Origin of the sequence: Mesorhizobium sp. M0500 (assembly GCF_040321165.1) — a bacterium.
Lineage (GTDB): Bacteria > Pseudomonadota > Alphaproteobacteria > Rhizobiales > Rhizobiaceae > Mesorhizobium.
Genome location: NZ_JAMYRB010000018.1, coordinates 45375 through 57062 on the forward strand (window position 1 = coordinate 45375; position 11688 = coordinate 57062).

Below are 11688 nucleotides of genomic sequence, written 5' to 3' on the forward strand. Positions count from 1 at the left end.
ACGCCCTTGTCGCAGCCAAGCTTGAAAGCGCTGCCCGTCGCGGCTGTCTGCACCTTCCATTAGGCCGTTTCGAGCCGGCTGAACCGAACCGGGATGAGTTTCCGGGTCCCGAGCTGCCCTGCCGCATCCTTGTCGATGACAGTCAGAAACTGTGCTTCTTCAGATCCCAAAGGCAGAACCAGGCGTCCCCCCGGCTTGAGTTGCTTCAGTAAAGCCGGGGGGGTCTGCTCAGCCGCCGCCGTGACCAGGATCTTGTCGAATGGGGCGTGCTCGGGCCAGCCACGAGACCCGTCTCCGACACGAATGCCGACATTGGCTAAGCCGAGGCCCTGCAGGAGAGCCTTCGCATGGATTGCGAATTCCTCGATGATTTCGACGCTCCAAACTTGCCCGGCGAGCTCCGCAAGAATTGCGGTTTGATAGCCCAGGCCGGTGCCGATCTCGAGCACCGCCTCGTGCGGTTGCGGCGCAAGGAGATCGGTCATGAGAGCGACGATGAACGGCTGCGAGACGGTTTTATCGAAGCCGATCGGCAGGGGCATGTCCTGGTAGGCATAAGCTGCAACCGAGGCTGGAACGAAGAGATGCCGCGGCACTCGCCGCATCGCTGCCATCACCCGCTCATCGAGCGCCGCCTTGCCGAGTTCTTCGCTTGCAAGGTCGGTATGGATTGCAATCATCTCGACCATGTGCCTGCGTAGGATCGCCAGATGCTCTTCGTTCATTGGCTTCATGACAGTCGGGCTTTTCCTCAACCAGGCTTGATGCCACAGTAGTCTTATATCCCGTTCAGTCACAGAAACGCCCGCCATCGTTTCCAGTTGCGGGTGCCCAACGGCAAGTGGAGGTGATTTGGGCGTTGCGTTTTGGTCGTTATCGACCACGGCGCGTTCGCAGAAACGAACTCAGACGAACGCACGACTGTTGAGGTGAGGGAAGATGCCGAGTGCAGCCCTCATCGGCAAGCGTTTCGATGAATTCGCCATCCGTTCCAGGCGGAACGCGGGCAACGACGTTTGAGGTGCGCCTCACAATATTGGAAAGCACCCTTCGCGCCTTGCCTGGGCCGATGTTGCGCTGCATGTGCTGATAGACGGCCAGCAGCAGGACGATATCGTATTTCGGCAGAAGGATATTGCCGAGGCGCCGGCTGCCAAGATTTAGGCGATCGAACCGGGCATGTACCGGGGAGCCCCTCAATAACATTTTTGCCGTTTCGATATGAGGTTTGGCAATGTCGATCCCATGGATCGAACTGGGTCTTAGCTTGGATATCTCATAGGCGACGACACCCATGTTGCAGCCAATATCGAGAATTTCCTTGTCGGCACAAAGTGGCAAGCGAGCCGAACAGCCAGTCGCTAATGCCCTTGAGGTCGTGGTTCCCGCCAAGGTTGTACCGGGCCGAACCTCGTTGCGGACAGAAAGACTCTCGGCGAGCACGCCGTCGAACGTCATCGCCGAGAGCTGGTTTTGCCAACGTCGAAGACGGCGATATTCGCGCCGTCCGCCTCCTGCCCGTCATGCATTGGGTCAGATCAGACCGTATTGGCGAGCCTTGTTGCGCAGGAAAGGCAAGCCATTGCCCATCACTTCGGCCTCGTCCTTCGCGACCGGCCGCCAGACGGAGAGGCCATAGGAGACTTCCGGCGGCATGTTGATGAAGCTTTCCATGGCAAGTCCGCCCTTGAAGCCGATCGCCGCGAGCGTTGCGTAGATCTCGTCCCAGGGGCAGTTGCCGGTGCCCGGGGTGCCGCGATCGCTCTCTGACAAGTGAATGTATTTCAGGTGCTCACGAGCGGCCAGAATACCATTGGCGGCCCCCTTCTCCTCGATGTTCATGTGATAGGTGTCGAGATGGACAAAGATGTTGTCGGCGCCGACTTTCTCGAGCATCCAGACGGCCTGCGCCCCGGTATTTATCAGGTGGTTCTCGTAGCGGTTCACCGCCTCGATTCCGAGCTCTATGCCGCGCGTCTTGGCGTGCTTGGCGGCGACGGTCAGCACATGCGCGATGTTGTCGTATTCCTTGTCGGTGGGTGGCACGCCGGTGCGTTCACCGATACCACCGAAAATCACACCGGAAAGCGCCAGAGCGCCCATCTCTGCAGTCTTGTCGATGGCCACTTTGAGATGTTCGATGGCGGCATCCGGCCGCACCGAGGCCCAGGCCCGCTCCGGCAAGCCAAGCGAGCAAACAGCTGGAAGATTGTGCTTTTCGAGCAAGGCGCGCGTATGCGCGGCATCGACCGCCGGCGCGTTCAGAAGCGCGATCTCGATAAAGTCCATGCCGTATTTGACGGAAGCGGCGATCGCCTTCTCTGCGCCCGCCCGGTCCCAGTTCATCGTCCACATCGAGGTGTGGACCCCAAAACCATGCATCTAACTCACCCTTTGTTTGTGTTTAGGAACTTTAGGCGCCCAGCAAGCCAGCGCAGGATCATCACGGTGATCATCAAAATGCCCCAGACCGCCGTCGCCAGATGCTGGTTGGCGCCCATCAGATTGAGTCCCGAGGACAGAAGCTGGAGCACCACGAGCGCGACGAAGACAGGGATCACGCGACCGAAGCCGCCGAACGGATTGACCCCGCCAAGAAAGCAGGCAAGCACAGTGATCAGCAGGTAGGACTCGCCGTGGCCGACACGCACCGAATTGAAGCGCGCCAGCATGATGATACCGGCGACCGCGCACATCGCACCGGACAGTGTGTAGACCAGAACCTGCACCTTGCGTGTATTAATGCCGGAGTAGCGCGTGGCCTCGATGTTGGAGCCGATCATATAGGTGTTGAAGCCTAGCTTCATGCGTGTCAGCAGGAGCTGCCAGATCAGCACACAGGTGATGAAAATGAGCAACGGAACCGGGATACCAAGAATCGAACCGTAGCCGATCGGCGCCAGGAAGCTGGGAAAGCCGGACACGTCGCCGCCATGCGTCAGGAACTCACCGAGACCGCGCAGGAAAATCATCATCGACAGCGAGACCAGGATCGGGTGAGCCTTGGTGTTGGCGATGACGAGCCCCATGATCAGTCCACTAAGTGCTCCGACCGCAAGGGCAAGGATCGCGCCAAGGACAAAGGCACCGATGCCCGCGTCGACGCCGCCCTGGCTTTGAAGGATCCAAGCGAGCGTCAGCCCGGCGATGTTGGCGGTGAAGGTGATGGCCAGGTTCAGGCCGCCGGTCAGGATCGGGAGCAGCATGGCGAGTGTGAGCAGGCCGAGCTCCGGCAGCTGGTAGGCGACGGAGCCAAAAGTGGCCCGGGAAAGGAAGTTCGGTGCGGCAATGCCGAACACGATCATGACTACCACGAACGCAGCAAGCGGACCTGCCAGTTCGGGGCCAAGCAAGTTGCGGACGCGTTCAATCACAGCCGTCATGAAGGCACCCGCCGGCTTTTCAGGAACGGCAGCAGGCGTTCGATGCTGGTGTTCGACAGGGTAATGGCGGCTAGGATGATGGTGCCGACGATCATCTTGAACGCGAAAGGCGACACGCCCATCAAATTAAGTCCGTTCTGGGTGATCGAGACCAACAGAACGCCAAGAATGCAGCCGAGCACGCTGCCTTTGCCGCCGCCAAGCCGTGCACCGCCAAGGACCACGGCTGCCAGGACGTCGAGTTCGCGCCCATATAGGGCGTTAGGCACGACTTCCTGCGCGTAATGCGCTTGGACGAGACCGGCGATGCCTGCCATCAGGCCAAGCCAGCCGAAGGCGATAAATTGCATGGCCCCAACATTGATGCCGAAGCGGCGCGCGCCTTCCGGATTGTCGCCAAAAGCGTAGAGTTGGCGACCAGTGGTCGTGCGCGTGATCAGCCCCCAGGTAGCGAATACGCACATGGCCATAATGAGCACGGGTAGGGTGATCTCCGCCCAGGTGCCGTCAGCCATCTCGCGCTCGAACAGCACCACGCGGGTGGTGAGCCAGTCCGGCAGATTGTAGATCGAAACGCCGCCTGTGAAGAACATCAGCAAGCCGAAAAAAATGTTGAAGGTCGAAATCGTGGCGACGATCGAGATGATCCTGAACCTGTGGATCAGGAAAGCATTGATGCAGCCCAACGTGACGCCCAATGCGCCAGCGATGGTGAGGCCGACAATCCAATTCCCGCCGCCGATCCAGCCAAGGACTATTGCCGTCAGATATTGCACCACGGAGGCGGCAACCGCGAAGGAGATGTCAATGCCGCCGGCAATCAGCACGACGAGCAGACCGACGGCGAAGATGATGTTGACCGAACTTGTGTTCAGGAGGTCAAACGCATTGCCGAGGGTGAAGAACCGGTCTGTCGCAAACGACAGAAAGGCGCAGATGACCGCGATCACGGCGAGCAAAGCCAGCTCTGTTGCATGAGAGCGGACAAACCTACGCATAGACCGCCTCTTCGATCGCCTGGAGGGACGTGGCGCCGGGAATATATTCGCTGACAACGCGCCCCTGAGCCATGTGCAGCACACGGTCCGCGTTGAAATAGACTTCCGGTACCTCGTCCGAGATCAGGATAATCGACAGGCCGCTGTCGGCCAGCTTGGAAACGATATTGAATATGCCGGCACGCGCGCCAACATCAACACCGACCGTCGGTCCGTCGAGGATCAGCAGTTTCGGTTGAGTGGCCAGCCATTTTGCAATGGCGACACGTTGCTGATTTCCCCCCGACAGGGTCGAAACCGCGTCTTCCTGCATTCCGATCCTAACGCCGAGATCCCTTATCCAGCTACTGACCAGGGACCTTTTGCGATCGCTCGAAATGAAACCGCCCGAAAGAACCTTGTCCAGCGAGGCAATGACAATGTTGTCGGCAATTGATTGGGGCTGAATGAGGCCGAGCGACAGCCGGTCTTCCGAAAGATAGGCGACGCCGGCGGCGATCGCGTCACGGTTGGAACCGAAGCGAACGGGCCTGCCATCCAGCACAACAGAGCCGGACCTCGGCTTGCGCATGCCGAACAAGGTCAACGCCAGCTCGGTGCGCCCTGCCCCAAGCAGGCCGGTGACGCCGAGCGTCTCGCCGCGCCGGACCGTCAATGACACATCCTCGAATTCACCGGGCCGCGACAGCCCTTTAACCTCAAGCATGACCGGGCTCGTGCTCAAATCGCGATGCAGGACGGAATAGTCGAAGGTCTTACCGGTCATCAGCTCGGTGATGCGCGATTGGGTCAGACCTTTGGTCGGATACACGCCAACCAAGGCGCCGTCGCGCAGCACCGTCACACGGCTGGAGATTTCGAGAACCTCCGCCAGGCGATGACTGACGAACACAACGGCAACGCCCGACGCCGACAGATTGCGCACAATGTCCAGCAGATAGTCGGTTTCAGATTGGGTGAGCGAGGCCGTCGGCTCGTCCATGAAGACAAGCTTCGCTTCGCCGACGAGCGCGCGCGCTATAGCTACGATCTGCCGCTGTGCGATTGGAAAATTGTGGAGTGCGAGATCGACATCGAGGGTAACACCAAGACGTTGCAAGGCGTTGGTCGCGACACGCCGCATTTCGGCATAGTTCACCAGTCGCGGCCAGCGGCCGATGACAGTCTGGAACGCGATGTTCTCGGCGACGGTCATCTCGGGGAACAGGGCGAGGTCCTGCCAGATGACCTGAATTCCGCCGGCCTGCGCCGTCACCGGTGACATATGGGCGTAGCTCTGGCCGTCATAGTCGATCTCGGCGCCGGCCTCGGGCCTGTACACGCCAGTGATGACCTTGATCAGCGTGCTCTTGCCTGAACCGTTCTCGCCGGCGAGGCAATGCACCTCGCCCGGCAGAACCTCGAAGCTGACATTCTTCAGCGCCTTGACGCCGCCAAACGTCATGTTGACATTTCGGAGCGATAGCAGCGGCCGTGACGCGGAGCCATCGGGTGCCTGATCAGCCATCGAGTTGAACCTGGATCTAATCGCGTTGACACATCCTCAGCCGGGCCGGCTCGAGGCCAGCCCGGCTGCCACAGCCTTGCGAGGCTTTACAGGCCCATCGCCGCAAGGCCGTCGACAGTGTCCTTGTTGATCGGGACCAGCTGATCGACGATGATGTTATGGTTTTCGAAGTCGGGCTTGACTGTCCCTAGCCCTTCGATCGTATCGCCATCCTTGACTTCTTTGCCCTTCATGAGCTGGTCGGCCAGCGTGACGAAAACCTCACCCGCCTGCTTCGGATTCCACATGAAGCCGCCGGAGATCGCGTCGCTCTTGATGAGCTTCTGTCCCTGCCCCGGCGAGAATGGGCCGAGCACGAATATCTGGCCCACCTTCCGGCGCTCTTCGATTGCGCGGCCAGCGCCGATCGGGCCTTGGCTGCCGAAGGCAAGGAAGCCTTTCAAGCCGGGATTGGCGGAAATCAGGTCAAGTGCAGTGCTGCGGCTCTTGTCCACATCCTCGGCGACGCCATAACGATCGCCGACAAGCTTCATGTCCGGATGGTTCTTCTTCAGATACGCGATTGCCGCATCGGCCCAGGCATTGTGCAGCGGCACCGTCAGCGAACCAACGAAGACTGCATATTCACCTTTGCCGCCCATCTTGTCCGCCAAGAGCTTGGCATGAGCCTCGCCGAAGCCGGTCGCGGACGCGAGTTCGAAATCCCAGTCGGCGCCCTTCTGGCCGGGCGATTCATGCGTGATCACGATGATGCCGGCGTCCTTCGCCTTCTGCAGGACAGGTTCAAGCACCTTCGCGTCATTCGGCACGACACCTATGACCTTGACGCCCTGTGCGATCAGATCCTCGATGGCGCGAACTTGCAGTGCCGGATCGGCACTAGTCGGGCCAACCATGAATGCGTCGACGCCGAGCTTCTGGCCGCGCTCCTTGATCCCCGCCTCCATTGCGTTGAACCAGGGAATGCCGCCGATCTTGACGACGACGCCGACTTTGCCGGCCTGCTGAGCCATGGCAGCGATTGATCCGCCAACCATAAGGGTCGCGGCGAGCGCCGCGATCATGATTTTTTTCATCTGTACTCCTCCCATAGCGTTCCCAAAGGGAACATACGTCCGCCACCGATTTGTGCTTGCACAATCGATGGTGCAAAAACTATCTTGCATCAAGATGCGCTCGTCAAGGGAGATATTGCTCCAGCGGGATATTGCTCTAAAGAGACCCTCCGGAGGGCCACATGGATCAGCAGGTCAAGAAGAAGGCGACGATCTATGATCTGTCCGTGCTATCGGGCAGTTCGCCGTCGACCGTGAGCGCGGTGCTGAATGGCACTTGGCGCAAGCGCCGCATCAAAGAAAGCACGGCGGAAACAATTCTCAGCCTCGCCGAACGCCACCAGTACACCACCAATCTGCAGGCGCGAGGCTTGCGACGGTCGCGATCGGGCCTGGTCGGCCTGATGCTGCCCATCCACGACAATCGCTACTTCTCCTCCATGGCGCAGACATTTGAGGGACATGTGCGCAGCCGCGGTCAATGCCCGGTCGTGGTCAGTGCCAGCCGCGACCCGGAAGAGGAACGGCGGACCGCGGAGACGCTGATTTCCTACTCAATCGACCAGCTCTTCATCGTCGGCGCCACCGATCCGGACGGCGTGCACGAGGTCTGCGAGGCGGCGGGACTGAGGCATGTCAACATCGACCTACCGGGAGCAAAGGCGCATTCGGTGATCAGCGACAACTATGAGGGCGCGCGGATGCTGACGGAGGCAATCATCCGCCAATTCGGCAATGATGACCCCCTGCGGCCGGACGAGCTGTTTCTGTTTGGCGGCCGCAACGACCACGCAAGCCGCGAACGCATCGCCGCTTTCCATGCGACCAAAAAGGCACTGTTGGGCGCCGACCCTGATGACGGAGTACAGTCCTCCGGCTATTCGCCCGACATAACGTTGCGTGCCTTCGAGGCATTTTGCCAACGCCGTGGCAAGCTGCCGCGCGCATTGTTCATCAATTCGTCGATCAATATGGAGGGTCTGCTGCGTTTCATGGCGGGCCGGCCGGCGGAGATGTTTAGCGAGCTTGTCGTCGGTTGCTACGACTATGACCCATTCGCCTCTTTCCTGCCCTTCCCCGTAATCATGGTGCGGCAGAATTTTGAGGCGATGATTGCGAAAGCGTTCGAACTGATCAATGAACCGCCGACGGCCCCGCAGATTTTCCTGATTGCGCCGGAGTTGATCCAACCGAGGTCCGCTTTGAAAGGGCCGCTCGACACGCTGAAGGATATAGCGTGAGCGCCCCGAGAACGGGTCTTTGCACAGCTCCCCGCACGCAGGTATCAAGACCCGAGACGTGTAGCGTCGTTATGGAAACCAGCGGCGGTTCGTACCTCACAGGGGTGCGCGGCTTTGCCTGTTCATGACGTGTGCACGGCTCTGATCTGAACCGGTCGGATGCAGCCGGCGTCGATCCCGTCGGGCAGGGCTCCGGGAACTGTCCTGTCCCTTGACAGTGGAAACCTGATTTCGGGCCAGTCCAACTGGCGGTTACTAGACGTATGGCCAACTCATGCGCCTAAGTTTGTCTACGGCTCGCGCGCACCTGGCAAGCCCGCCCACCCAAGTCCCCGCTTGGTGCAACAGCGCCCGTCCGGCCCCGCCGCACCCAACCGTGCGGCGGGCTTTTTTCCGCGGTGGAACACCGGCGCGCAGGGAAGTTCGGCAAAGGCAGCAAACCCTTCGCCTCACAGTATTGCTGCGGGATCGCTTGTCCTGTCGCCCACGTGTCGATCGACGAGGTCATATCGACCGACAACGCTCGCTAGGGCTTCCCGATGATGGGAGTCATGCTTGGTCCTTTCTCGGCAGAGAGCCGGCCACAAGCCGAAGGCGTTCATAAAGAACAGCCTCGTCGAACTCGCCGTCCGAGAAGAGTGCCATTGCGGTCATGCTCAGGCGCTCCGCTTGCTGGCTACTAACCGAGATACCGGCCTCGGCGCAGACACGATGAAAGACCACTGTTTCAACAAGGCCAAATCGCCAGGATAATATGCCACTCATTGAGACAGGCCCATGGCAGCTGCTTCGACGATCGCCTCGGTTGCTCTTCGTCGGATGCGACCAAACAAGGCGCAGCCTGCCTAATTTGCTTCAGTGCCGTTTTCATCGAAACTGTGTCGCCATACTCGGCCCTATTTAGAAATGCAGCGATGCTCCTAGAACTGGAGTCCCCTTTGCGCATTGCTCATCCAATCCATCCCCAAAGACACGCCCCGTTGGGACTATTCCCGATTGGCTTCAATTGGATGTAACAAACGTACGGTTGCTCCACCGTTGCTTAGCCGCTCAGTCCGGAATATTGGCGAAAATTTATTCGGCCTGCGTCTTAATGCGATGGCTGTATTTGGAGTGCGGGTGCATGCTACGGAGCTCTGGCCTTGGCCGGCTGTCCTTTATCGAATTCCAAATGCCCACATTGGTCGAGAAGCCACCCAGGACCTTGCAGGCCTTCAACCTCCCACACCTACGGCAAGGGTGGTCCTGTTCTAAGCGCTCGTTCGACGAACCTCGGCAGATCATCGTCGGTAGCGGGCCTACCTCTTCCGAGGCGGCGCCACGTCCTCGAGTCCAACATTTGCGAGTAGAGCGTCAGAGCCTCATAGCGAAGCCAGATGCCACGTCCGTCCAGCTCAGCGTCGTGAACAACAATGTCTCGCTATATGGGGACTATGACTTTGACGTCGCTATTGGCCTGGTCGAGACGGACGCGAACGGCGCCATCAGGTATGAAGATGGCGGCAGGCACCGTGCACGAGTTCGCTATACTATCCGGCATATGTGAGCGTAGGTGCGCGAAAATATCCCATGGAGATGCCTCTGCACCGGTCCAGTATGCTGCCGTGGTCTTCGGCGGCCTGATGGCGGGGCTGGCAGCGCGTTTCTTTCTGTCGGCCAAGCGGCGCGTTTCGTGCCGGACATGACCAACCGACGCGGCTGGCTGGCGATCATCATCGTCATCGCCGGCCTGTGGCGGCCCTACCCGATTTTGGTAGCGGCACTAGTGTTTTCCTTCCTCGATGCGCTGCAATTGCAAATCCAAGGCATCGGCATAGCCATTCCCTACCAATCTATGTTGATGATGCCCTATGTTGCGGCGATCATCGCGCTGATGATCCGTCGCTCGCGGGCCAGCGCCCCGGCCATGCTCGCGTGCCGTACGCACGGGAATAGGGCAGCGCTGTCCGAAGTCGCTGCTCGCTTTCAGTATTCCCGACCAGCACGGCTGCCGACATCGAGCGCGTCCAAGCTTGTCTGGAGGCGATGAAAGCGAAGCTTGCCGGCTTGATATTTGCGGGGAATAGGGTTTGTTGCGGAATAATGAATTATTTGCCTGCTTGGCAATAAACAGTTCATCCATTTCAACGTGCGCCATTAGACAAGAGGAAAACTCGATGACCGTTTCTCCAGACCAAAACGACCAGGCTGATCTCGTACGAATTACCGCCGACATCGTTTCCGCCTATGTTTCGAACAATCCTCTGCCGGTCGGCGAGTTGTCGAAGCTGATCGGGGACACCCATGCCGCTTTGCAAGGGGTCGGCAAGCCCGTGGCTCCGGCCGCAGTCAAACTGGAGCCCGCGGTGTCGATTAAGATATCGGTGACACCTGATTTCATCATCTGCCTGGAAGACGGGAAAAAGTTCAAATCTTTGAAGCGGCATATCAGAACGCATTACAATCTGAGCCCTGACCAATACCGTCAGAAATGGAACCTGCCCTCGGATTATCCGATGGTGGCGCCGAACTACGCGGCTACCCGCTCGGCCCTGGCGAAATCGATAGGCCTGGGGCGCAAGGCAGCAGTGCCAGCAATAGCTGCGGCAGAAAAACCAAAACGAGCTGTTCGCACCGCGGCAGCGACAACCGCAATCAAGTCGCCGGTGAGGAAGGCGCGCAAGGCACCCGTTAAAGCTTAGAGTGCTGCACCCGACGTATGTGCTAGTCAGCAGCGGACCTGAACATGGCGAAGCCCCGCCTTTTGCGGCGGTGCTCCGTTTGGGCGGATGACTCTGCGGTGGGGCGGGACCAGATGAGGGAGAACTCGCCCTCGGTCCCGGTTTCGACCAGGCTCGCATAGATCGGAGCGGGGAAGCTCGGATCATCGAGCTTGACCGAGTGATAGTCGCGGCCCGCGCGCGAGGTCTTCTTCCATGCGGCGCCGAACTCGGTAGCGCCGGCGAAGATGCGGAAGCATTTCTCATTCGACTTCGACCGGGGTGAACCTCACCGTCCTTCACGCCGAGGTGGCGGCGATCCGAAGTGACGCTGGCGCCTCGCGCCAGTTGTTGGTGGCGGCTTTGGGGCGCCGGCTGACGCTCATCGCTCCGTGCCGTTGGTGATCGGTACCAAGCGGTCAAGACAAGGCCCGAGCGCCTTGAGGCTCCCAACCTGTCCGCCGAGGATGTGAACGCGTGCTAGATAAGCGCGGGGTTCTGTCGGCAATTTGTCAGTAGGCGCGTAGAAGCCTGCTTCGATCTGGTCACGCGGCGCATCTGCGACCTCCGAAACGAACGACCTGCGGGACGTTCGATGTTCGACCTGCTGCATGGGTCCTCCAACTTTTGCGGGCCATGACGTCGCATACTCCCGGCGCAAGATAAAATCGAAGTCATCATACGAAAATTCAGCTTCCGAGGGCGAGATTGCTAAAGTCATCATGTGCCCTCTGCTATGCACCGCATCTCGCTCGCCGGTCGGCTGCGCGCTTTTCCAGCAGGCAGAACTGCGGGCGATGGCGGC

Annotated in this window: 10 protein-coding genes and 1 pseudogene; 3 read left to right on the top strand and 8 right to left on the bottom strand. The window is 59.6% G+C overall.

Annotated features, from left to right (window positions below; genetic code table 11):
- Positions 1-59 precede the first annotated feature (59 nt).
- The 7 genes from NKI70_RS25205 to NKI70_RS25235 form a co-directional block, all read right to left on the bottom strand.
- Complete coding sequence (locus NKI70_RS25205) at positions 60-734, bottom strand: protein-L-isoaspartate(D-aspartate) O-methyltransferase (protein WP_352453098.1); 675 nt, start codon at positions 732-734, stop codon at positions 60-62.
- A 139-nt stretch (positions 735-873) separates the two neighbouring features.
- Positions 874-1458 (bottom strand): class I SAM-dependent methyltransferase, encoded by a 585-nt coding sequence (locus tag NKI70_RS25210; RefSeq protein ID WP_352725093.1) that lies wholly within the window; start codon positions 1456-1458, stop codon positions 874-876.
- Positions 1459-1533: 75 nt separating this feature from the next.
- Positions 1534-2382, bottom strand: a complete 849-nt coding sequence (locus NKI70_RS25215; protein ID WP_352453096.1) for a sugar phosphate isomerase/epimerase family protein — start codon at positions 2380-2382, stop codon at positions 1534-1536.
- 5 nt (positions 2383-2387) lie between these two features.
- Positions 2388-3383, bottom strand: a complete 996-nt coding sequence (locus NKI70_RS25220; RefSeq protein ID WP_352725095.1) for an ABC transporter permease — start codon at positions 3381-3383, stop codon at positions 2388-2390.
- A complete protein-coding gene (locus NKI70_RS25225; protein WP_352692789.1) occupies positions 3380-4381 on the bottom strand; it encodes an ABC transporter permease in 1002 nt (333 codons plus the stop codon). Before NKI70_RS25225 ends, NKI70_RS25220 begins: the two co-directional genes overlap by 4 nt.
- Positions 4374-5888 (bottom strand): sugar ABC transporter ATP-binding protein, encoded by a 1515-nt coding sequence (locus NKI70_RS25230; protein ID WP_352692791.1) that lies wholly within the window; start codon positions 5886-5888, stop codon positions 4374-4376. The genes NKI70_RS25225 and NKI70_RS25230 overlap by 8 nt, the downstream gene beginning before the upstream one ends.
- An 86-nt stretch (positions 5889-5974) precedes the next feature.
- On the bottom strand, positions 5975-6964 hold the full coding sequence (locus NKI70_RS25235; RefSeq protein ID WP_352692793.1) for an autoinducer 2 ABC transporter substrate-binding protein: 990 nt from the start codon (positions 6962-6964) through the stop codon (positions 5975-5977).
- 161 nt (positions 6965-7125) lie between these two features.
- Between NKI70_RS25235 and NKI70_RS25240 the strand changes: the two genes are divergently transcribed.
- The 3 genes from NKI70_RS25240 to NKI70_RS25250 all read left to right on the top strand — a co-directional run bounded on the left by NKI70_RS25240 (position 7126) and on the right by NKI70_RS25250 (position 10865).
- Positions 7126-8184 carry a LacI family DNA-binding transcriptional regulator gene (locus NKI70_RS25240; protein ID WP_352692795.1) on the top strand — a complete coding sequence of 353 codons (1059 nt, stop codon included), beginning with the start codon at positions 7126-7128 and terminating at the stop codon, positions 8182-8184.
- 1672 nt (positions 8185-9856) lie between these two features.
- Complete coding sequence (locus NKI70_RS25245; protein ID WP_352692797.1) at positions 9857-10213, top strand: ABC transporter permease family protein; 357 nt, start codon at positions 9857-9859, stop codon at positions 10211-10213.
- 127 nt (positions 10214-10340) lie between these two features.
- Complete coding sequence (locus tag NKI70_RS25250; RefSeq protein ID WP_352692799.1) at positions 10341-10865, top strand: Ros/MucR family transcriptional regulator; 525 nt, start codon at positions 10341-10343, stop codon at positions 10863-10865.
- Positions 10866-10956: 91 nt separating this feature from the next.
- Here NKI70_RS25250 and NKI70_RS25255 read toward each other — a convergent pair.
- Positions 10957-11139, bottom strand: a pseudogene (locus NKI70_RS25255) (DUF736 domain-containing protein); the annotation flags it as partial.
- Positions 11140-11688 lie beyond the last annotated feature (549 nt).

Excerpts from the sequence above, each read along its gene's own strand:
- NKI70_RS25230 (WP_352692791.1), bottom strand. The coding sequence starts at position 5,888 with ATGGCTGATCAGGCACCCGATGGCTCCGCGTCACGGCCGCTGCTATCG.
- NKI70_RS25215 (WP_352453096.1), bottom strand. The coding sequence starts at position 2,382 with ATGCATGGTTTTGGGGTCCACACCTCGATGTGGACGATGAACTGGGAC.
- NKI70_RS25220 (WP_352725095.1), bottom strand. The coding sequence starts at position 3,383 with ATGACGGCTGTGATTGAACGCGTCCGCAACTTGCTTGGCCCCGAACTG.
- NKI70_RS25210 (WP_352725093.1), bottom strand. The coding sequence starts at position 1,458 with ATGACGTTCGACGGCGTGCTCGCCGAGAGTCTTTCTGTCCGCAACGAG.
- NKI70_RS25225 (WP_352692789.1), bottom strand. The coding sequence starts at position 4,381 with ATGCGTAGGTTTGTCCGCTCTCATGCAACAGAGCTGGCTTTGCTCGCC.
- NKI70_RS25240 (WP_352692795.1), top strand. The coding sequence starts at position 7,126 with ATGGATCAGCAGGTCAAGAAGAAGGCGACGATCTATGATCTGTCCGTG.
- NKI70_RS25250 (WP_352692799.1), top strand. The coding sequence starts at position 10,341 with ATGACCGTTTCTCCAGACCAAAACGACCAGGCTGATCTCGTACGAATT.
- NKI70_RS25205 (WP_352453098.1), bottom strand. The coding sequence starts at position 734 with ATGAAGCCAATGAACGAAGAGCATCTGGCGATCCTACGCAGGCACATG.
- NKI70_RS25235 (WP_352692793.1), bottom strand. The coding sequence starts at position 6,964 with ATGAAAAAAATCATGATCGCGGCGCTCGCCGCGACCCTTATGGTTGGC.